Annotated in this window: 21 protein-coding genes; 8 read left to right on the forward strand and 13 right to left on the reverse strand. The window is 60.9% G+C overall.

What is annotated here, in order from left to right:
- Positions 1 to 102: 102 nt before the first annotated feature.
- The 7 genes from AAFX91_RS23950 to AAFX91_RS23980 form a co-directional block, all read right to left on the reverse strand.
- Positions 103 to 1,215 (reverse strand): M14 family metallopeptidase, encoded by a 1,113-nt coding sequence (locus tag AAFX91_RS23950; protein ID WP_394568147.1) that lies wholly within the window; start codon positions 1,213 to 1,215, stop codon positions 103 to 105.
- Entirely contained in the window at positions 1,212 to 2,066 is an 855-nt protein-coding gene (locus AAFX91_RS23955; protein WP_394568149.1) for a VOC family protein, read from the reverse strand. The genes AAFX91_RS23950 and AAFX91_RS23955 overlap by 4 nt, the downstream gene beginning before the upstream one ends.
- Before the next feature lie 63 nt (positions 2,067 to 2,129).
- The gene (locus AAFX91_RS23960) at positions 2,130 to 2,864 is read right to left on the reverse strand and encodes an aspartate/glutamate racemase family protein (protein ID WP_130578647.1); all 735 of its coding nucleotides are present in this window, start codon (positions 2,862 to 2,864) and stop codon (positions 2,130 to 2,132) included.
- Between the two features lie 310 nt (positions 2,865 to 3,174).
- The gene (locus AAFX91_RS23965; RefSeq protein ID WP_394568150.1) at positions 3,175 to 3,849 is read right to left on the reverse strand and encodes an FMN-binding negative transcriptional regulator; all 675 of its coding nucleotides are present in this window, start codon (positions 3,847 to 3,849) and stop codon (positions 3,175 to 3,177) included.
- A 13-nt stretch (positions 3,850 to 3,862) separates the two neighbouring features.
- The gene (locus AAFX91_RS23970; RefSeq protein ID WP_394568152.1) at positions 3,863 to 5,545 is read right to left on the reverse strand and encodes a hydantoinase B/oxoprolinase family protein; all 1,683 of its coding nucleotides are present in this window, start codon (positions 5,543 to 5,545) and stop codon (positions 3,863 to 3,865) included.
- The gene (locus tag AAFX91_RS23975) at positions 5,545 to 7,542 is read right to left on the reverse strand and encodes a hydantoinase/oxoprolinase family protein (protein ID WP_394568153.1); all 1,998 of its coding nucleotides are present in this window, start codon (positions 7,540 to 7,542) and stop codon (positions 5,545 to 5,547) included. Before AAFX91_RS23975 ends, AAFX91_RS23970 begins: the two co-directional genes overlap by 1 nt.
- 27 nt (positions 7,543 to 7,569) lie before the next feature.
- On the reverse strand, positions 7,570 to 8,547 hold the full coding sequence (locus AAFX91_RS23980; protein ID WP_394568154.1) for a Bug family tripartite tricarboxylate transporter substrate binding protein: 978 nt from the start codon (positions 8,545 to 8,547) through the stop codon (positions 7,570 to 7,572).
- 78 nt (positions 8,548 to 8,625) lie between these two features.
- Here AAFX91_RS23980 and AAFX91_RS23985 point away from each other — a divergent pair, with 78 nt between their 5' ends.
- Positions 8,626 to 9,546 carry a LysR family transcriptional regulator gene (locus AAFX91_RS23985; protein ID WP_394568155.1) on the forward strand — a complete coding sequence of 307 codons (921 nt, stop codon included), beginning with the start codon at positions 8,626 to 8,628 and terminating at the stop codon, positions 9,544 to 9,546.
- An 11-nt stretch (positions 9,547 to 9,557) separates the two neighbouring features.
- Here AAFX91_RS23985 and AAFX91_RS23990 read toward each other — a convergent pair whose 3' ends face one another.
- Complete coding sequence (locus tag AAFX91_RS23990) at positions 9,558 to 9,776, reverse strand: hypothetical protein (RefSeq protein WP_130578631.1); 219 nt, start codon at positions 9,774 to 9,776, stop codon at positions 9,558 to 9,560.
- A 42-nt stretch (positions 9,777 to 9,818) separates the two neighbouring features.
- Between AAFX91_RS23990 and AAFX91_RS23995 the strand changes: the two genes are divergently transcribed.
- Genes AAFX91_RS23995 through AAFX91_RS24020 form a run of 6 tightly spaced genes read left to right on the forward strand, consistent with a single transcriptional unit; the run spans position 9,819 to position 15,451 of the window.
- Positions 9,819 to 10,001: a hypothetical protein gene (locus AAFX91_RS23995; RefSeq protein ID WP_130578632.1), complete on the forward strand. Its 183-nt coding sequence runs from the start codon at positions 9,819 to 9,821 to the stop codon at positions 9,999 to 10,001.
- A gap of 2 nt (positions 10,002 to 10,003) precedes the next feature.
- A complete protein-coding gene (locus AAFX91_RS24000) occupies positions 10,004 to 11,278 on the forward strand; it encodes an alkaline phosphatase family protein (RefSeq protein WP_130578633.1) in 1,275 nt (424 codons plus the stop codon).
- Positions 11,271 to 12,386: an ABC transporter ATP-binding protein gene (locus AAFX91_RS24005; protein WP_130578634.1), complete on the forward strand. Its 1,116-nt coding sequence runs from the start codon at positions 11,271 to 11,273 to the stop codon at positions 12,384 to 12,386. The genes AAFX91_RS24000 and AAFX91_RS24005 overlap by 8 nt, the downstream gene beginning before the upstream one ends.
- Positions 12,383 to 13,306 (forward strand): carbohydrate ABC transporter permease, encoded by a 924-nt coding sequence (locus AAFX91_RS24010; protein ID WP_394568156.1) that lies wholly within the window; start codon positions 12,383 to 12,385, stop codon positions 13,304 to 13,306. Before AAFX91_RS24005 ends, AAFX91_RS24010 begins: the two co-directional genes overlap by 4 nt.
- A complete protein-coding gene (locus tag AAFX91_RS24015; RefSeq protein ID WP_130578636.1) occupies positions 13,303 to 14,145 on the forward strand; it encodes a carbohydrate ABC transporter permease in 843 nt (280 codons plus the stop codon). Before AAFX91_RS24010 ends, AAFX91_RS24015 begins: the two co-directional genes overlap by 4 nt.
- A 16-nt stretch (positions 14,146 to 14,161) precedes the next feature.
- Positions 14,162 to 15,451, forward strand: coding sequence for an ABC transporter substrate-binding protein (locus AAFX91_RS24020; protein ID WP_394568157.1), 1,290 nt, complete (start codon positions 14,162 to 14,164; stop codon positions 15,449 to 15,451).
- 503 nt (positions 15,452 to 15,954) lie between these two features.
- Here the strand turns inward: AAFX91_RS24020 and AAFX91_RS24025 are convergent.
- From AAFX91_RS24025 to AAFX91_RS24045, 5 genes are all read right to left on the reverse strand, one after another.
- Complete coding sequence (locus AAFX91_RS24025; RefSeq protein WP_130578638.1) at positions 15,955 to 16,932, reverse strand: dipeptidase; 978 nt, start codon at positions 16,930 to 16,932, stop codon at positions 15,955 to 15,957.
- An 80-nt stretch (positions 16,933 to 17,012) separates the two neighbouring features.
- Complete coding sequence (locus AAFX91_RS24030) at positions 17,013 to 18,050, reverse strand: ABC transporter ATP-binding protein (protein WP_394568158.1); 1,038 nt, start codon at positions 18,048 to 18,050, stop codon at positions 17,013 to 17,015.
- 81 nt (positions 18,051 to 18,131) lie between these two features.
- Positions 18,132 to 18,947 (reverse strand): ABC transporter permease, encoded by an 816-nt coding sequence (locus AAFX91_RS24035; RefSeq protein ID WP_394568159.1) that lies wholly within the window; start codon positions 18,945 to 18,947, stop codon positions 18,132 to 18,134.
- Positions 18,944 to 19,822 (reverse strand): ABC transporter permease, encoded by an 879-nt coding sequence (locus AAFX91_RS24040; protein ID WP_165421095.1) that lies wholly within the window; start codon positions 19,820 to 19,822, stop codon positions 18,944 to 18,946. The genes AAFX91_RS24035 and AAFX91_RS24040 overlap by 4 nt, the downstream gene beginning before the upstream one ends.
- A 46-nt stretch (positions 19,823 to 19,868) precedes the next feature.
- Positions 19,869 to 20,657 (reverse strand): extracellular solute-binding protein, encoded by a 789-nt coding sequence (locus AAFX91_RS24045; RefSeq protein WP_349644874.1) that lies wholly within the window; start codon positions 20,655 to 20,657, stop codon positions 19,869 to 19,871.
- On the opposite strand from AAFX91_RS24045, the gene AAFX91_RS24050 reads away from it, so the two are divergent.
- Entirely contained in the window at positions 20,643 to 20,855 is a 213-nt protein-coding gene (locus AAFX91_RS24050; RefSeq protein WP_245475990.1) for a hypothetical protein, read from the forward strand. The genes AAFX91_RS24045 and AAFX91_RS24050 overlap by 15 nt on opposite strands.
- Positions 20,856 to 21,393 lie beyond the last annotated feature (538 nt).

Consider the following 21,393-nt stretch of genomic DNA (forward strand, 5'->3'; position numbering starts at 1 on the left):
AGGCTTCCTCCTAAAAGAAAGCCTTGAATCACGTTCAATCTGATTTGAGAATCCCAAGAGTCCACACGGCCTAGGGCACGCATCTTGTCATTCAACTCCGTGTTAGGCCGCCGCGGCAAGCGACCAGGTCGCCAGTCCGTCGATCGCCTGTTGGGTTATCGAGATCGCCTGTTCGGTGGTCTGCTCGCGCCAGTTGGCCGATACCGGCACGAAGCAGTCGTGAAGATCGGCTCTCAAGAGCTGCACCCGTTCGCTGTCGCGTTCGGCCTTGAATTTGAGCCATAGATCGAGTTGCAGCGCGCGCCGGACATGGACGCCGCGGGTGCCGAACTCGACGACAGCGCCGACCATCGGCCGGCGACCGAGGAATTTCGTCAGGCCGTGGAACACCAGCCCTTGATAGTTCGGCCGCGCCATGTTGTGTGGCCGCTGGCCGATGAGCCGCTCCTTGCCCCACCAGCGCACGGCCTCAGCGTGCAGCGGTCCGTTTTCGTCGTTGAAGCAAAGGAAGAACGCCTCGGCCCAGCCTCCGATGCCGGTATGCCAATCGATGAAGCCGACACGCTCGGCCTGACCGAGGTGATCGGCGACGATCTTCTCCAACGTAACGTTCGACCACTCGCGGGCGACGCCGCCGAAATTGTTGCCATTGGGGAAGTCGTACTGCCCGCTCGCGAGCACATTGAACAATGCATCATCGCCATGCGCAGCACGAAAGCGATCGAGCGCTCCGGTATAGGCTTGAAGGGCCGCCGGCGTCCAATCATCCGGGACCAGATCCGGATACAGCGTTGCATAGCCGGGATTGGCCGGATGCGGCGCTTCGTGATCGACAAAATTGCGATTGAGATCGACGTTATTCTCGGTCGTGCGGGTGCCCCACGCGAAACCATACGGATTGATCGCATGCACCAGCAACACTGAGAGATGCGGCGGCAGCGCCCGCGCCGGGGCGCTCTTCATCCACGCAACCTGCGCCGCCGAACCGCTGAGACCTTCAAGGCCGTGCGTGCCGCTGATCACGATCAACTGCGACGGGGCGGCGGCATCGCCGAGCCGCACGACGTCGACCACGAGATCCTGGCCGTCAGGCGTCCTTAGGGTCGGATGACGATATTCGGACAGCGCGCCACCCAGCTCGGCCGCAGTCGCGCGGAATTTGGTGCGGGCGCCTGCATAGTCCAACGCAAAGCTCTCGGTGAAATCGATCATCATGGCACCGTGAACCCGAGTGCCACGTTGGCTGCATCCGTATGGCTGACGACGATCCCGTCGGCGTAGGGCCGGTAACCGATCCCCGACCTCTCGAACACCGTCCGCGGCGCCTCGAGCGAAGGCACCTTGAACACCAGCGCGACCATGCGATCCGAGCCGTTCTCGCTGACCAGCGCAGCATCGGCATAGCGTTCGGCAACTGCCGATGGCTCCAGCACACGGATGGTGGCGGTGCCGGCACGGAACAATACGCCGCCAGGCACCTCACTGAGCAAAGGCACGCCGAACATTCGCTCATACAGTGCAGCGGTGCGCGACGGCGCTTTCGACGCGATGACGAATTCGACGATGTCGGTGACACCGTTCGGGTGCGCACGCCATTCCGGTCGGTAGACCAGTTCCGGAGTATCGTGGTGGCAGAAGAAGGTACGGCCGTTCTGCACCTCTTCGCTGCCGACGCGAACCACCCTGAAGCGCGCATCCTGCGTACCGCCCGGAAACGACACTGGGCGCGAAAAGCTCATCGGCTCTTCCGCTGGAACGCCGCGCTGCTTCAAGGCGGCAAAGACAAGATCGGGGTCGACTGATTTGAACACCAGCCCGGTCAGCCCCGGCGGATGCGTCCACAGATCGGCGCGCCTGGTCTCGCTCCCCGGCAGATATCCGAGCAGTTCCAGGTAGTTCTCGCCAAAGATCGCGAGGTTATTGCTCGAGCCGAGCGAATGATGACCACGTTCCGTCAGCTTGAAGCCGAGCCGGCCATATTGCGCGGCCGCCTCGTCGAGCTTCCCCATCACATTAATGACGGCGTGATCGAGAACGGGCTTCACTGCATTGATAGTCAAAGCCATGTCACTCACTTCTTTACAAACCTACCCGCGGCTCGCAGATTTTTAGGCAAGATCGGTGCCACTTCAGGATTGCACTCCCTGCGCTGCACGCGGATGAGACGCTTGTTTCGTCATGGAGAAATCCACGGCGGCGTCAGCGTGCAGCATCGTCGAGTCGAACACCGGAAGATCAATGTGTTGCGGTCCGACCAACAGACAGATTTCGGTACAACCGAGGATCACGCTGTCGGCACCGTTTAACTTTCCGCGCGCGATGACATCGAGGTAGCGGCGGCGCGACCGGTCGCTGACGACGCCTTGGCATAGCTCATCGAAGATGATGTCATGGACCGCGATGCGATCTGCTTCGTCGGGAATGATCGGATCGAGCGCAAACTGCTCGCGCAGCCGCTGCACATAAAAATCCTGTTCCATGGTGTAGCGTGTCGCCAGCAGCAACGGGCGCTTGCATCCGCCGGCCTTGATCGCGCTGGCGGTAACATCGGCGATATGCAACAGCGGGATCGATACCGCCCGCTGCACCTCGTCAGCGAGCTTGTGCATGGTGTTGGTGCAGATCAGGAGGCAGCCGGCGCCGCCCTCCTCCAGCTCGCGGGCAATGTTTGCAAGAATTCTGCAGGCTTCATCCCAGCGTCCCTGCTTCTGCAGATTGACGATCGCGTCGAAGTCGACCGATCGCATCAGGATTTCAGCGGAGTGAAGTCCACCCAACCGGGTTCGGACCTGTTCATTGAGCCGCCGGTAATAGACGGCGGTGCTTTCCCAACTCATTCCGCCGATCAAGCCAATCGTTCGCATTTCCTGCTGCTCGCTCCACACGACATCTCTGCCTTGCGGAAAGACTAGCAACGACGTTGCGCAATTCGGTTGCGTATCGGGGACTTATAGGGGCTTCGAGCTAAAAATAGACTTCATAGTTCGAGCGGATTCTGGAATAGCATTTCACAATCTCGGGGCGTCCCGAGTTGGACATGCTGCGGGACTCATTATTCGTTGTCCCCAGCGCGACACCTGTCTTGCATACGGATTGATCGACGGTTCTTCCGTCTGCGTCGTCGACGCTTAGTCGCTGGCGGCCGATCCGTGGTCGCGCACGGCGAGCTCGGCGCTAGCCCTTTGAATAATTGTCAAGAATATCGTTAGCCGGGCGATCACCCTGCGCCGAGAGCGTCTCAGCCATCAGTCCCGCGATCTGTCGGGCATCATCCTTGTCGGTCTTGATGAGCCCTGCGATGGCGCCGCGCTTGTCGGCGTCACTGTAGTGCCGCTTGATATTGAATTTGGGTTCGAGCCGCGTCACTGCCATCGAGAAGCCAACGATGTGCGGCATCAAGGCGGCGCGGCGCTGCGGGCTGTAGTCCGCGATCGACCACTGGGCGGGAAAGCGGCTTTCGTTGACACGCACCAGGTCATCGACAACCTGATCGAGGCCGGCGCGGTCGAGCAGGCGGACGTCACCGTGGGCATGGACCACCGCATACGACCAGCTCGGCGCCGCCGGACATTCCTTCGTGTACCACTGAGCCGACACATACGCATTCGGGCCGTTGAAGACGAACACCGCTTTCGGCTGGCGCTCCAGCGATTTCCAATGCTCATTAGCGCGCGCGACATGACCGCGGATGTGGGTTACCGCACCGTGTTTCACATCAACCAGCACCGGGATGTGGGAGAAATGCAGTTCACCGTTTTCGGTCGAAACCAGAAGCGCGAAGCCGAGCTCCGACATAAGGTCGATAGCAGCGGTGTCGGTCGTCAGGGTGCGTTCGGGACGGTAGAACATGCGAGACCTCCCCTCAGGCAACGAGCGCGGGCTTGAAAGCCTGGGGGTAATGTCTTGTCGCAAACTCCGCGGTAATCAGCCCCTGCTCGAGGTCACGCTCAACGAGTTCGACCGGGCGCTTCGCAGGATCGCCCCAACCGGCGCCGCCGCCGACCGTGAGCTGAACGATATCGCCTTTCTGCAGGGTCATGACCGCGGTGGTTGGCAGGTCGATGACGTCTTTGCCCCGGATCACCTTCAACGATGCGAGGGCTCCGTCGGCGCCGCCCATCCTGCCGCGTGCCGGATAGAGAAAGTGTTCCGAGTAGTAGCTGAGGACGACGTTATCCTCCAGCACCTGGATGGCGCGCGTAAAGCCTAGACCGCCGCGCCATTCTCCCGCGCCACCGGAATTCGGAACAAGGCCATAACGCAGCATACGGATATGAGGGTGGATCTGCTCGATCGACTCGATCGGCGTATTGCGGCTCGATGACAGAACACCGGCGAGGGCGTGCGCGCCGTCGTAGCCCGGTGCGCCGCCATAGCCGCCGCCGAGCACGTCCGCGTAGATGCGCGTGCCGCCATTCGGCCGCTCCTGCACAAGGTAGAGGCCGGTGGTGGAATTGAAGCCCTGCGCTGGAACTCGATCCGGAATCGCCTTTCCGAGCGCCTCATGGATTGCGTCGAGCACGCGATAGGACACGGCAATGCGGGCGCGCACCGGTCGGCCGGGCATCGGATTGACGATCGTACCCTCGGGCAGCCGGATATCAATCAGACGATTGCAGGCATCGTTGGCCGGAATGTCCTTATCGGCGAGCAGGCAGCGAACAGCCGAGATCGCCGCAGCGATCGACGACGATTTCGAGCTGTTGAACATGCTGTGCACCTCTGGTGCCGTGCCGGTGAAGTCCAGCACCATGGCTCCGTCAGCGACCGTAACGGTCGCAACGACCTTTAGCGGAATATCGCCACGTACGTCCGCGTCGATCCATGCCTCGCCGGTCCATGTTCCGTTCGGAATCGTCGCGATGGCCGCCCGCATGCGGCGCTCCGTATAATCGAGCGTCTCCGCCATCGCGCGGACCACCAGATCGTAGCCGTGACGTTCGGCCAGTTGCTGGAGACGCTCGATGCCGGTCCGATTGGCGGCAAGCTGAGCGTAGAAGTCGCCGCGGCCGACTTCTGGCGTCCGGACGTTGGCGAAGATCAGGCGGTCGATCGCGCCGCCCATCAGGTCCCTTTCGACATCGATCAGCAGCGGCGGAATGACAATCCCTTCCTGCAGCAATTCAGTCGCATCAATGTTGATCCCGGCGCCGCCGCCTCCGACGTCGAGATGATGCGCCGTATTACCGACCCATCCGATCAGGACCTCATCGGCGAACACGGGCTGGAAGATGATGAAGTCGTTGAGATGCTGCCCTCCGGCATAGGGATCGTTGAGCAGGATCGCGGAGTTGGGCCCGATCCCGGAGATGTCGAGTTGCGCGACGGATGCCCTGAACGCTTCGCTCAACCCGCCATTGTGGATCGGGATCATTTCGGCCTGCGACACCACGTTGCCGTGCGCGTCGAGAATCGCGGTCGAGCAGTCGCGAGCCTCGCGCACGATGGTCGAGAACGCAGAGCGGACAAGAATTGCCCCCATCTCATTCGCGATCGCTCGGATCGCGTTGGCAAGGATCGCGAGCTTGGTCTGTTCGCCGAACATCACTTTTTCTCCAGCAGCAGATCGCCGCTCTCGCAGCAGCGCGCCGTCCAGCCCGGCGGCACCAGTGTCGTGGTCGTCGGCTCTTCGAGAATGACCGGGCCCGTGATTGTCTCGCCGAAATCAAGATCAGAACGATCCATGAAGGTCGCGGCAACGGATTTGCCCTGGAGGACGATATCGCACGTCTCGCGCTTACCGTTCCGACCAGGATCTCCCTTGGGAGTAACGACGTTGAGCTTGTTCTTGCGGGTAAGCCGCGCCCGCGCGTTGACGATCTGAACCGGCAAGTTCGGTCGCGTGTAGCCATAGCGCTCACGGTGCAGGCTCTCGAAAACGTCACGCAATTCCGAGGGGCTTGCCCGTGCCACGTCTGTCCAGACCGTCAACTCGAATCCCTGGCCCGCGTAGCGCAGATCGAGTCCCATCTGAACGTCGTAGCCGCCAGCGGCCAAGCCGAGACTCGCGGCATAGCCGTCACATGTCGCGGCCAGATCGGCTACGCCGATCTCGGCGAGCGACTCGGCAGTCAACGGCTGCAATCTCGCCTTGATGAAGTCGACCTTGAGATCGGCGATCAGCAGGCCGAAAGCGCTGGTGATGCCGGGCGACCACGGAACCAGAACGCGGTTCATGCCGACCTCGTCGGCCACTGTCGCTGCGTGCAGCGGGCCGCCACCGCCATAGGCCACGAGCGTAAAGTCACGCGGATCGATGCCCCTCGCAGTCGAGACAAGACGAACCGCCGCCGCCATGTTGCTGTTGACCATCTGCAACACGGCATCCGCCTTGTGCCTGAGGTCGCCCGGCACCTTCAGCGACGTGAATGCATCTTTCGCAGCCCCGACATCGAGCGTCATCTTGCCTGCGAAGAAGTGCGACGGCCGCAGCAGTCCGGCGATCAACTGCGCGTCTGTCACCGTCGGCAGCTTGCCGCCGCGGCCGTAGCATGCCGGCCCAGGCTCGGCTCCCGCACTGGCCGGCCCGACATTGAGGAAGCCGCCGGAATCAAGCGCCGCGATGCTGCCGCCGCCGGCGCCGACCGTAACCATGTCAAGCGCGGTGGTGCGGATCGGCAAGTCATCGACCATAAGCTCTTGCACCACCCGCGGCTCCAGCATGGGCGCGACCGCCACATCCGTGCTGGTGCCCCCCATATCGATCGTGATGATGTCGTTGATGCCGTTGCGGCGTGCGAACCATGCGGCGGCCTGAACGCCTGCGGCCGGCCCCGACAGCAGCATGCGCACGGCGTTGTCACCCGCTGCTTCCGCCGGCATGATGCCGCCATTCGACTGCATGATCTGCAAGCCGCTGCGGCAGCCGCGATCGGTCAGACCGCGATCCAGCCGATCGACGTAATCGACGACCACCGGGGAGACGAAGGAATTGACCACCGTCGTCACGGTGCGCTCGTATTCACGGAACTCAGGCGATACGCGGCTCGAACAGCCGACGCGCGTTGTGGGGCTCATCGAGAGAATGAGTTCGCGCAGGCGATCCTCGTGAACTCCATTGCGGTAGGCGTGCAACAGGCAGATCGCAATCGACGTCACGCCGTTGTCGAGGAGAAACTGGATTTCCTGCTGTGCCACCTCTTCATCGAGGGCTTCGACCACATTGCCGCACCCGTCGATGCGTTCCGGAATCTCGCGGATGAAGCGCCGCTCTACCGGTGCGCGGGGTTTGCGATAGAAAGCCGTATAGATGTTGCCAACGCGATCGTGCAAGCCGATTTCGGTGATGTCGCGAAAGCCCTTGGTGGTGAGAAGCCCGGTGCGCGCGCCGCGCCGCGTGATCAACGCGTTGGTGGCGATCGTCGAACCGTGCGAGAAGCGCGTTACCTCCTTTAACCGCACGGCAGCCTGATCGACCGCGTTCTCAACTGCCTTGTGGACCTGGCTCGGTGTCGATGGAACCTTGCCGACGGAGACCACGCCTTCCTCGTCCACCCAGACGAGGTCCGTAAATGTCCCGCCAATTTCGACGCCAACCTGCATTCTTCACCCCGCTGGATTTGAAGTCGCTCAGGACCGCAGAAGGCCGGCGCGGCGGATCTTCTCGCGTTCGATCTCGAAGTTCTTCCTGATCACCTCGCCAAAATCGGCGCCGTCGCGATATTGGATCGACTGCCCGTACTTCTCCTGGATCGCGACATGTTGCGGATCAAAAAGCGCCAGTTTGAAAGCGTCGTGCAGCCGCTGGACCACCTCCTCTGGCATTCCCTTTGGACCAATCAAACCGTTCGGGCTCGCGGCGGTCACGTCATAGCCGAGATCGTAAAGGGTCGGCGCGTCGGGCCAACGCTTCAACCGCTCGTCAGAGAAGACCGCCAACCAGCGTGCCTGCCCGTTGTCGACCAGATCGCCGAGGATCGTGCCGCCCGCGTGGGCGTCGATGTGGGCGCCGAGCAAGGCGGCGATGCCCTCGGAGTCGCCCTTGAACGGCACGTGGATCAGCTTGATCTTCTCGATGTCGGCGACCTGAACCATCGCCAGGTTCTGCGCGGTCGCCGGACCGTTCGTCCCGTAGTTGACCTCCTCGGGCCGCTTGCGGGCCTCGGCGACAAAGTCGCTCCAGGTCTTGAACGGTGAATCCTGGCGGACGACCATGCCGACGTTGAAAGCGCCGATCTGGATGATCGGCGTGAAATCCTGCAACGCGTCATAGGGCGTCTTCTGCATGAGCTGGACGCGCAGAACCGCCGAATGGGTGACCGCGATGCGGTAGCCATCGGGCGACGCCGACAGCATCGCAACCGCACCCAGCGTGGCACTGGCGCCTGGACGGTTTTCGACGACGATCGGCTGGCCGAGGTGCGTTGCCGCGGCAGTCGCCAGTACGCGGAAAGTGGTATCGGCCGTTCCGCCGGCCGGAAACGGAACGATCAGCGTGATAGGCCGTGACGGGAACTTATCGTTCGCCGACGATCTCCTGGGCCACGACGCGGCCAGGGACAGCGCACCGACACCGCCCAACCACGACCTGCGAGACAGTCCGACCATGGTGACCCTGCTCCTTTAGATTTGTGAAGGAAGCTTACTTGTGGGCAACAAATCTGATAAATCGAAAGATCATAATGATTGATCGATCCTATGAATATAACGAGCCAGGACCTCCATATCTTCCTCACCCTTGCTCAGGAAAAGAATTTCACGCGGGCGGCCGCGCGATGCGGGCTGTCGCAATCGGCGTTCAGCACCCGCATCTCGTCGCTCGAACACGCGTTAGGAGCCAAGCTGTTCGACCGGACCACGCGGAGGGTCGAAATGACTCCCGATGGCGAGGTCTTCGAGCCTTTCGCTCATCAGTTGCATGCAGATTTGTCCGACGTTATTCAGATTTCCCGTGACCGGGCGGCGCGCCGCCGGGGCCGGGTGTCGATCGCGGCACTGCCATCGGTCTCTGCCGGCTGGATGCCGAAAATACTGTCAAGATTTGCAGCCCGGCATCCAAACGTTCAGTTGTCGCTGACCGACGCAATGGCGGAGACGTGCGTATCATTGGTACGCAACGGCGACGTTGACTTTGCCCTGTCGACGCTTGACGGTGCAGAGGACTTGGACGGGCAGGTCGTGGCGACTGATCACTTCTACCTCGTCTGCCGCAAAGATCATGAGTTGCTGTCGAAAAAGAAGATCGCTGCCGCTGACATCGCGTCCTATCCGTTTATTCACCTGACACGCAATAGTAGTGTTCGCCGCGCCCTCAATGCTGCCTTTGAGCGCGTGAAACTAAAAGCCCATCTCGAGGCGAATTACATGGCGACGCTTGCCGGCATGGTGGAAGCGGGTCTGGGCATCACAATAGTTCCGTCGCTTAGCCTCCACCAGTTTGAGCGTCCGACGCTTGGCGTTAGAATTCTGCAAGCGCCACGGATCTCTCGTCCGATCTATCTGATCCGTCGGCGCGGTCGCACATTATCGGCAGCCGCTGAAGCACTCTTCAACGAGATCCGCCGGACAGACTTCGAGGAGCCTTCGATCATGCGCAAGCGCACCTAGGGTGAACGTAGTCACAGACATTGGAGATGTTGGGCGATCACATCCTGGGTTTGTCCTTCCTTGAAGTGGTGCCAGCAGACCCGCGCCATGAGCGCAAAATCAGCGCCGCGCGCGTTTTCGTCTTTGTTTGCTTGGTCCAGCACATCCGGCCTCCATGCTGCACGATCCACATCGCAATTCGGTGCATGGAACAAATGTACCCGTATAGTCACAAAAGTGTCGTCGGCCACCGTTAGGAGTCGCCTCCTCTCAGGCGCAAACGATGGAACGACATGCAAAGTGGTGAACCGACGCCGATCCGGCTTGCTCAGGACGTGAACGGAAAACTCCGCGCGTGGCCCGAGCGGCCAGAGACGGTCGAACATCGGTTGAAGGCCGGTCGCACCAGCGACCCAGCACGGGTGCTGCGCGGATGCCGCGCCTCTTTCGTGCTGCTCAACGAGGTGGAAGCGTAAACGTGCGCCGCGCCATCCTCGTCATCCTCGACGGCCTGCGCCGGGACCTCGTCGGTCCCGAGACCACGCCGCACCTAGCTGCCTTTGCTGCGCGTGCCGAGCAATTCTCAGACTACAGCACGATCTTTCCTTCATGCACGCGCGTGGTCTCCGCCAGCCTCGCCACCGGCTGCCTGCCGGCGCGCCACGGGCTCCAGGGCAACACCATGGTCCTCGTTGAAGACGGCCGCCTTGTGCGTCACGATGCGGGCCGGCCGGATTTTCTCCAGCACAAAAGACGTGTCACCGGACGGTCCCTTGGCGTTCCGACTCTTGCCGAGCGGCTGCGTGAGCACGGTGGTGCGGTGATATTCAGCAACGTGTCGCCTGGTGCGGCCTATGCTCACGATCCCGACGGCCACGGACGCATCTATCATCGCGCCGGCTCGTTCGGGCGAGGCCGCATTCCCCTACCCGAAGCTGAGCAGCTTCGCGTGACCCTGGACGTGGCTGGCGATCGAGCCATGACCGAGCGTTTCATTGCGGAGACTGTGCTGGCCGCGAGTCCTCCCGCCCTCACTCTGATGTGGCTGGGCGAACCCGACTCGTCCCAGCACGCTCTGCCGCTGGGCTCGCCCGAACACCTGGCCGTCCTGACGGAAGCCGATCGGAACGCGAAGCGCGTCATGGACGCGGTGGCGCAATTGCCCGACCGCGAGGATGTGCTCTTTCTCCTTGGATCCGATCACGGTCATCAAACCGTGAGCGACGTCATTCACATCGAGGCTGAGCTGGTCGCCGCAGGCCTCAAGGAAAGTCTCGATTCCGACGAGGTGGTGGTGGCCTCCAACGGCACTTCGGCACTGATCTATCTTCACCCGGACGCCGCTGGGCGCGAGGCGGCAATCGCAAGCTTCCTGGCTGGCCAAGACTGGACCGGAACCGTACTGACGAGGGCCGAGTTGCACCGTATTGGCCAGTCCACCGACAACGGACTCGCTTGTGCCGTCTCCATGCGCGAGACCGAGGCTCCCAACGCTTTCGGCATTGTCGGGACGAGCTTTGCCGCCAAGCGTTCTGAAGGCAAGGAAGATGTCATCGGCGCAGGTCAGCACGGTGGGCTTGGGGCTGCCGAGCAGTCGCCTTTCCTGATGATCTCGGGTCCGGGCTTCTTGGCCGGCGCGGTGCGCTCCAGAGCAGCCTCGGTTATCGACATCGCGCCTACCATTCTTGCTCATCTCGGTCTGCCCGGCTCCGGCACAGACGGCAACGCGCTACAGCGAGGCGACTTTGGCTGAGATCGAGCTGCGCGGCATCGAGAAGCGCTATGGGGAGGTGTCGGTCCTGAAGGGCGTCTCCCTGAAGATTCAGGATGGGGAATTCCTGACCCTGGTGGGGCCGTCCGGCTGCGGCAAGTCCACCTTGCTGCGGATCATCGCCGGGCTCGAGGATCAAGACGCCGGCGAGGTGAGCGTGGGCGGCCGGCTCGTGGATGGCGCCCGTCCAAAGGACCGGGACGTCGCCATGGTGTTTCAGTCCTACGCCCTCTATCCCCATCTCACCGTATTCGACAACATCGCGCTGCCATTGCGCACGCGGCGGCTCTCCTTCGCACAGCGCCTGCCGCTCATCGGACGGCTCCTGCCGGGTCGCACCGGCATCGAAAGGAGCATTCGCATGGAGGTGGAGCAGGCCGCCACCATGCTCGACGTGGCCCATCTGCTCCACCGCAAGCCGGGCCAGCTTTCCGGGGGGCAACGCCAGCGCGTCGCCCTCGGGCGCGCAATGGTGCGGCATCCCACCGTTTTTCTGATGGACGAGCCGCTATCCAATCTCGACGCCAAGCTCAGAGTGCAGATGCGCGCGGAAATCACCGCGCTGCACCGCCGCCTCGGCGTTACCTTCGTTTATGTCACGCATGACCAGTCAGAGGCCATGACGATGGCGGACCGCGTGGCCGTGGTGATCGGCGGCGAGCTGCTCCAGGTGGGCCCTCCAGAAAAGCTCTATCGGGACCCGCAGGATCTGAGGGTGGCCGAGATGATCGGCAGCCCCAAGATCAACGTGGTCGCTCGCGGCCGTTGGGCGGACGATCGACCGATTCTGTCGGCAATCCTTGCACCGCAGACCAGGCACCTCGCATTTCGTCCAGAAGCAGCCGTCCTGACCACGCCAACCGCTGGCCTGCCCGGTGGCACCGTGACGGATCTTGAAAATCTCGGCTCAGATATCTTCGTGCATGTGGCGCTCCGCGACGGCTCGGAAACCGTCGTGATCCGCACCGCACCCGACGAACCACGCTTTTCGCTCGGCTGCGCGGTTGGGCTCAAGGTCGATGCTGCGCGACTGATGCAGTTCGACGAGGCTGGCAGGCGCTGCGGCGATATCGAGCGGGTGGCAGCATGAGCGTGATGGCCTTGGTCCACCGCCGCGCTCGCCCGGTTGCCCGTCGTCGGCAGCATCAGGCTGCAGAGGCCACGGTCGGCTGGCTCGCCGTCTCCCCGGCCTTGATCCTGCTGATTTGCCTGCTCTTTGGCCCGGCCGCGGCGGTGATCCTGTTCTCGTTCACCGACTGGCAGTTGGGCGCCACGACCTTCCACTTCGTCGGTATCGAGAATTTTGCTGCGTTGTGGGCGGACCCGCCCTTTTGGAAGGCCCTGGTCAACACTTGCATCTATGTCGCTATCGTGGTGCCGGGGACGGTGGGGCTTGGCCTTGCCACAGCTCTGCTCATCGAGGCGAGCCCTGGCCTGCGCGGCTTCTATCGCGCGGTGCACTTTCTGCCGGTCATGTCGGCGATGGCCGTGGTGTGGGGCACCATGCTTCATCCCAGCATCGGCCTGGTCAACCGGACGCTCGCCACATTCGGCTTGACCGGCATCAATTGGCTGCGGGACGAGCACACCGCGCTCCTCGCCGTCGCCCTTATTGGCATTTGGCAGGGCTTTGGCTTCGCGATGGTGCTCTTTGTCTCCGGCCTGAAGGCGGTGCCCCAACAGCTCTACGATGCCGCTGCAGTCGATGGAGCGGACGGCCTCTTTGACCGGCTGCGCATCGTGACTCTCCCCATGTTGGGGCCGGTCACCATGTTCGTCATCGTCCTCACCGCAAGCCGCGCCTTTGAGGTGTTCGATAGCGTGCGCGTGCTCACCCAGGGCGGTCCGAACTACGCCTCCGAGGTCCTGCTGAATCGGCTCTATTCCGAAAGCTTCGACTATCTGCGCACCGGCTACGGCGCAGCCCTGACAGTGGTCTACCTTGCTATCGTGATCGCCCTCACGCTTGCCCAGGCGCGCTTCATCGAACGCCGGGTGCACTATTCATGAGCGCGCATCGCCGCCGATCCCGGGTCGCGGGACGCATCGCGCGCCACGCTTTGCTTGTCGTTTCGGCAGCATTCGCGTTGCTGCCTTTCGTGTGGATGGTCAGCTTGTCCCTGAAGCCACCGGATGAGATCTTTCAACCCGACTTCCACCTCTGGCCCAAAACCTTCCACGGCGTTGAAAATTATCGCGTTGCGCTGACCGCAGCGCCGATGCTCCGTTTCCTGCTCAATGGTGTCTTCGTCTGCGCGGTCATCTTCGCGCTGCAGCTCGTGATCTGCGTGCCATGCGCCTACGCCCTCGCCAAACTGCGCTTCCGCGGACGCGACACCTTGTTTTCCGCGGTACTGGTGGGGCTTCTCGTACCCCCGCAGGCCCTGGCCATTCCCCATTTTGTCCTGCTCTACGTCTTCGGGCTGCTCGACACCTACGCGGCTCTCATTCTTCCCTGGATCATCTCTGCCTTCGGTATCTTCCTGCTGCGCCAGTTCTTCCGATCCATCCCCGACGAGATCATCCACGCCGCGCGGCTCGATGGACTCGGTGAGTTCGAGATCATCTGGCGCATCATGATGCCCATGAGCGCGCCAGCGCTTGCCGCTTTCGGCATCTTCTCGGTAGTGGCCCACTGGAACGACCTGTTCTGGCCGCTCATTGCCGTGCGGAGCGAAGACATCTCGACACCGGCCCTCGGCATCCTCCTGTTCCGCGACGACGAGGCGGGTCAATTCCTCGGCCCGCTCATGGCCGGCGCCACGATCATCGTCGCCCCACTGCTACTCGCTTTCCTCTTCGCCCAGCGCCGCTTCATCGACGGGCTGGCAACCACTGCCATGAAGTGACCAAAGGGAGATTGTCATGCTCGACAGACTGTTGCCGCGCCGCGTGTTGAGGGGCGTGGGTGCCACATTCCTGGCCGCCTTCGCGGTCACCCCTGCCCATGCGGAGATGACGCTGGACGTGCTTTACACCACGCCGGGGACCTTCAATGCTCTTCAGCAGGAGCTGGCCAAGCGCTTCACCGAGACCCATCCCGACATCAAGGTGAAGTTTCGCAATCCAGTGGCTGGATACGAAGAAGGGGCACAGCAGATCCTGCGTGACCAGATCACCGGCAGCGTGCCGGATGTCGCGTTCAACGGCATCAACCAGATCGGCTTGTTCGTGGATCGCGGTCTCGGCGCCCCCCTCGATACCTTCGTGGCGGCGGATGGCGGCCTCGACAAACTTGGCTACTACTCTACGCTCGCAGCGCTCGGCCAATGGAAAGGCAAGCTCTATGGTCTGCCTTTTGCGGTCTCAACCCCGGTGCTCTACGTGAACGCCGACCTGGTGAAGAAGGCCGGCCTCGCTCCGGCCGCCCTACCCAAGTCCTGGCCCGAACTGGTCGCCGCAGGTCAGAAAATTCAGGCGAGCGCCGGAGCCGGCGTGACGGGATTCTACTACCAGTGGGACCAAACTGGAAACTGGCTGCTGCAGTCACTCGTCACCAGCCGCGCCGGGCACATGCTGAAGGCCGACGGCTGCACGATAGCGTTCAATGACGATGCCGGCATGTGGGCACTCAAGACCTTGGAGTCTTTTGGCAAGTCGGGAATGCCCAATTTCGGTATCAGCCAGGCGCGTCAGTCATTCGTCGCCGGCAGCCTCGCCATTCTCGTCGATTCCACGTCCTATGTGGCTGCGGCAGACCGCCAGATCGGCAACCGCTTTGATTTCAAGACGGTCGCGTTTCCGTTGTCAACACCAGACGGCAAGCTGCCTGCGGGCGGCAATGTCGCCATGATCTTCGCCAAGGATGCCGAGCGGCGGAAGGCAGCATGGGAGTATGTGAAGTTTGTCACCGGCCCGATCGGTCAGACGCTCATGGTGAATTATACCGGTTACATGCCCGGCAATGAGATCGCGGTGAAGTCGCCCGAGCTCCTCGGGGCATTCTATGCCAAGAACCCCAACCACATGACCAGCATTCAGCAACTGCCGGTGCTGACGGACTGGGCGTCCTTTCCGGGTGGCAATTCGCTGAAGATCATCGAGGTGATCAAGAGCCACACGGAAAGCCTGGTGACGGGCAAGCGCCCCGCCGCGGAAGTGATGCCCAGCCTGGTGCAGGATGTGAATGGCCTTATGCCCAAATGCAGCGGCTAGAGCATTTCGGTTCTGATTGAATCAGAACCGAAGTTCTAGATTCTTGTCTTGACGCGTTTTCTTCACGCGAACCGGTGTCCACTTCGCTCGAAAACGCTCTAAAGCCAAGAATGTGTCAGGCAAGAATGAGAAGCTATCGCCCTCTTCCAACTCGGCCATCCTTCTCGCTTTGAACCGGACCATGTTCGATAATTTCAGGCTCGAGGCCGGTACGACCATGGTAGTCAAGAACCCCATCGCTTTGCCTCATTCCTGTGGGCAACGACACCTGCGCACCGTCGGGACAGATGTGAAAATCGCTGACGTCTCCTTTGAACCTAAGCGATGCCCTCAACTGCGTGAACCAGTTCCTCATGGAGGCACCCTCAACAAACCCGCGTACGCAAGGGGTGGCAAGCAATGACTATGCCGAATTCGAACGAGCCCAGCCGCAGAGGCTTGCCTTTCTTGCTAACCGGAATCAGCTTCGTCCTCCTTCATGACGATCTGCATACCCAGGCGATCTAGGCTCCCCAGACTTCGCGCAAGACCGACAGCCAGTTTTTTCCGATCACGCCCTCGATTTTGCTCGAATTCCAGCCGCGTTCCTCCATCGCGGCCGTGAGATTTGGCCAATCACCGATGGTGCGCATGCCCTCCGGATTGATCACATTCCCGAAGTCCGTGAGCTTGCGTCCGTAGCCTTTGTCGTGCGTGATCCAATCGAAGAAGGGCTGCGCGTAACCTTGCGTGAAATCGGTGCCGACACCGACGTTTCGCTCGCCGCAGATGTCGATTACGTATTCGATCGCTTCGACGTAGTCGTCAACCGTGGCTTCCACGCCGCGTTTGAGGAAAGGAGGAAACATCGTAACGCCGACGAACCCGCCGCGATCGGCGATAAACTTCAGTTGCTCATCGCTCTTGTTGCGCGGATGGGACTTAAGCCCGGCGGGCAGACAGTGCGAGTAAGTCACGGGCTTCTTGGAAGCAAGGATCACGTCCGTGCTCGTCTGAGGACCGACATGCGAGAGGTCGCACAGGATGCCAAGTCGGTTCATCTCGGCAACCACCTCGTGTCCAAAGTCGGACAGCCCACCGTCCTTGCGTTCATAACAGCCGGTCCCCACGAGGTTCTGGGTGTTGTAGGCCATCTGAATGATGCCAACACCGAGCTCCTTGAAGAGGCTGAGATAGCCGATCTGATCCTCTATACCGGTGATATTCTGCCACCCCAGTATGATCCCGGTTCTGCCTTCCTTTTTCGCAGCCATGATGTCCTGGGTTGTATAGACCTGCTTGATCAGATCGCCATGTTCGCGGAACCAGTGTTTCCAGTGCATCACGTTCCGCATCGTCTCGGTGAACCCCTCCCAAATGCAGCACGTGCAATTGGCGGCCGTAAGCCCTCCCTTTCGCATGTCCTCGAATATATCCCGGCCAAAATTGGAGATGATCAGACCGTCAATGACGATCGAGCGCTCGTGCAGTTGCGACGACATGTTCTTGTTCTCCTGACGCAAATCGATGTTCGAACGCCGGGCAGCGATGGGGACGCCGCCGGTACCAAGTGAATGCTCCGTTAGGGCTCGCTCTCCAGGTTCGCATTCGTGCCTGGGTCGGCATTGAAGAGAAAGCACCACTCCGGAGCAATCGTGAGCCTGACCGCCTGCCCTGGCTGTACCGCTTCCGGCACGTCCCGATTGGCCTGCTGAACCAGAAGACGTTGCTCGCCGGGGACCTTAATCTGATACTCGGTGAAAGGTCCGAGATAGCTGATGAGCTCGACCACCCCGTCGATCTCGTTCGCGTCGCCGTGCACCGTTGCCGCGGATGCCGGGCCGACGGCAATCTTGATTTTCTCGGGTCTCACCCCAAGCAGCGTCGCCCGCGCGACTTTGGGCGCAACCCTGAGGGAAATTCCCGCATCGGTCGTGAACCTATCGCCAGCCAGCGTTCCCTTGAAGAAGTTTGTCTTACCGATGAAGTCGGCGACGAAAGGCGTAGCCGGTCGTTCGTAGAGATCGGCGGGGCTCCCGATCTGCTCGATGGCACCCCCGTTCATCACCACGAGCCGATCTGCCAGGCTGAGCGCTTCCTCCTGATCGTGTGTGACGAACACGGTCGTCAGCCCAAGCGATTGTTGCAATCGTCTGATCTGCAACCGAACATCGTGTCGTAGCTTCGCATCAAGGGCCGACAGCGGCTCGTCCAGCAACAGCACATGCGGATTGATGACCAGCGCGCGAGCCAACGCGACCCGCTGTTGCTGCCCTCCCGACAATTGTCGCGGCATGCGTTCTGCGAAACGGCCGAGCTGCACCAGGTCCAGAACCTTGGCGACGCGCTGTCCGATATCGCCTTTGGGAACCCGGCGCATCTCCAGTCCGTAGGCGATGTTCTGATGGACGTTCATATGGGGAAACAGGGCAAAGCCCTGAAAGACCATTCCCGTGTTGCGCTTGTTGGGCGGAAGATCGGTCACGTCCTGATCGCCGAAGAAGATCCGGCCCGCACTCGCCTCGATAAAGCCCGCGATCATCCGAAGCGTCGTGGTCTTTCCACATCCGCTGGGCCCAAGAAGCGCCAGGAATTCTCCGTTCGCAATATCGAGCGACATTTCCCTCACAGCGACGAAGGAGTCGTATTGCTTCACCACGTTCTTGAGGGTGACCTGGGACACCGTTAGCCCTTCTATTCTTCAGAATGTTCGGCCGAGACGCACGTATCGGTCGGAAATGATGAGCGCGATCGCGATGATGAGAACCTGGATGGTCGCGACCGCCATGATTGTCGGGTCGGTTCGGTATTCCAGATAGTTGAGCATCGCTATCGGCAACGTGATGCGGCCTGGGCCGACCAGCAGGAGCGACTTCTCAAGATCGCCGAACGAAGCGATGAATCCGAACAGAACGCCAGCCGTGATACCCGGTATCAGCGGAAGCGTGATGCGGAAGAAAGTCGTAAGCCGCGTCGCGCCGAGACTAAGCGATGCTTCCTCGATCGCCGGATCGAGCCCCGCCAGGGATGCAACGAGCAGCCGCAACACCCACGGTATCGCGATCAAGGCATGGGCCAAAGTCAGGCCGTAAACCGTGGAGGCGAACTGAACGTCGCTCCAGATCTGGAGCTCAATGTAGAACAGGTAGATCGCGCTGCCGGCAACGATGGCCGGGATCATCAGCGGCGACATCAGCACAGTGTTGATGAACTCCCGTCCCCGGAACTTGTATCTGCCGATTGCGAGCGCTGCGGGAACGCCCAGGCATAGCGCGAGCACCGACGCACTGATCGCCACCTGAAAGCTCAGGAAGAAGCCGCTCCTGAAGGCTTCGAGGCTCCAAGCCTGAACGAACCAGGTTCCCGTGTATCCCTCGGGAGGAAACGAAAGGATCTTGTTGCTGAAGAACGCAACCCATATCGTTGTCGCGAGCGGGACGAGCACGAAGAGTATGATGGCCCATACGAAAATCAGATAGGTCCACCTGAGCGGGCTCGCTTTGCTTATACTCGTCATCGGAGGGCGCCCACCCGTGCCGTCCGATTGAACATTACGGCGGACACGACGGTGAGCACCATCGTCAGCGAGATTAGTATGAACGCCAGCGTCGAGGCGAACGGCCAGTTCATAGCCGCCGATATCTGCTTATAGATGGTCGGCGCCATCATGTAGAACTTGGGCCCACCGATGAGGATTGGCGTCGCATAGGCATTCATGGACAAGATAAAGCACAGTACGCAGCCAGCGAAGATACCCGGCATCAGGAGAGGAAGGATGATCCGGCGAAACGTTGTCAGCGCGGAAGCCCCCAGATTGAGCGACGCCTCCTCCAGCGATACGTCGATATTGTGCATGACGCTGTTGAGCGTCACGATCATGAATGGCAATAGGACCGACGTCAGACCCGTGATTACCGCGCCGGACGTGTAGAGTAGCTGCAGCGTTTCCCCTCCCGGGTCGAGTTGTTGCAGCAGGAAATTCAATAGGCCCTTGTTATCGAGGATGATGATCCATCCGGCGGTCCTCGCCACGTTCCCCATGAACAGCGGCAAGACGATTGCGATAATCAAATACCGCTTCAGTATAGTCGAATTCGTCCTGGCCATGAAGTACGCAACAGCCAATCCACCGATCAGACACAGCAAAGTCGTGACTGCCGAGACCCAGAGGGTCGTCCACAACACTTGACGGTAGAATTCGTCCTTGAAGAACCTGACGTAGTTATCCAGCGTGAACGCCTGGATGTACATCTGCGCCGCGTCGTACTGGTAGAAGCTCAGCCGCAGCATCATGAGAAGCGGAAGCATCAGCAGTAGCGAGACAAATACGAAGGCCGGTCCCGATAAGGCATAAGGGGCAGCCCACCGGGTGCGTCTTGCGACGGCAGGCATGCCGCTCGACTCTCGTGCAACTACTAGCGTGGTCATCTAGACGCGTTCAGCTCTTGAATTCTTTGTTCCACCAGTCGAGCAGATCATTGCGGTTCTTCAGCCAGAATGCATGGGGCCGGTTATGGATCGCTTTCTTCTCTTGCTCAGTAAATTCGATCTGCTTGGCGGCAGCTTCAGGCAACACCGACTTGGTGTTTGATGGCGAATAGAATGACTTCTGGACCAGAGCCGTGAGCCCGTCCGGGTCAAGCAACGCATTGCAGTAGAATTTGGCCGCCTGAGGATTCGGCCCCTTCTTCGGCATCACCAGGCCGAAGATGATGCCGATGCCGCCCTCAGCCGGATACGCGGAAACCACATCGACACCCTCCGAGGCGAATTGCAGGATTCGGGCCTTATACTCGGGAGCGACGAGGATCTCTTCGTTCTTGAGCGCCTGCTCGATCTGCAAATGGTTCGGATAGATGCGCGGGCTGGCCGCTTTCTTCCATTCCATCATGCTGGCTTTCACGGCCTCGATATTGATGTTGTCGAGGGACTTTCCGAGCTTGAGTGCCGTGGACTCGATGTGGTGAAACCAGTGGGCGTCGCTCAAACCGACGATACCCTTGTATTTGGGGTCCCAGAGATCGGCAAAGCTCTTGGGAGCCTCCTTCAATTTCTTGGGATTGTAGCCGATGATCCAGGCGCTGTATTGCCAAGGAACGAATGTAGGCGTTCGCAGGATGGGCAGGGTATCCTTCAGTCGTGGGACGGCCTGCTCATCGATCGCGTCAAGCGCTTCCAGCGAGGCCAATTCAAACGCAGTCGCATCGTCCATATGCGCGACATCCATCGGCGCACGCGGCAGTCTGCGGCTTGCAATGATCTTTGTTCTGCGCTGATCGAACCCGTCGAGGTCGCGGACAACAGTGTAACCGGCTTTCTCGACAAGGGGTGCTTCGAAGAACTGGACCGTGCGATCGTTCCAGTCCCCACCCCAATTGGCGACGATGATTTGGCCGCCTTCGGCACGGACACCGCGCGCGCCTAACGTGAGCGCCACCGCGCTCGTTGCACCCGCAAGAAACCCGCGCCGGTTGATCAGATAGCCCATGCGTCCCTCCGTTGTGCCACTCGCTCCTTTGGCGCCATTGCCAAAGCAGCAAGTGCCCTCCCGTGTCCCCTCTTGCTTTCGCGTTCCGAAACTCACAAAAATGTATACGTGCACTGCCAGCCGGGGCTTGTATGAATGCGACATGAAAATTGTAGCTGTTGGAAGACGCTACGGGCGTCGCGTCGCACGACCCGAGCAATGTGCAGCAAGTATGCAGATGGCCGCCCATCGGCTAAGCAAACGGCACACGATCGCATCGCCATCGACCTGGCGTAGTTCTACACTTCAGAAGTGATGCCCAGTTGAGCTACGTTTGCGATTGCCTCAACAACACGGCAAGTCACGGCGCGGCGCCGCCTGATGTGGGGACCGGAGCACTCGGATCGCCGTTCTCTGTATTAGGGTCTGTTGGGATTCATCGGGAGTTTATCACGGCAGCGGTCAGATGGATCATGGCTGCGAAGCTTTGATCTGT

This window comes from Bradyrhizobium sp. 31Argb, assembly GCF_043638955.1.
Lineage (GTDB): Bacteria > Pseudomonadota > Alphaproteobacteria > Rhizobiales > Xanthobacteraceae > Bradyrhizobium.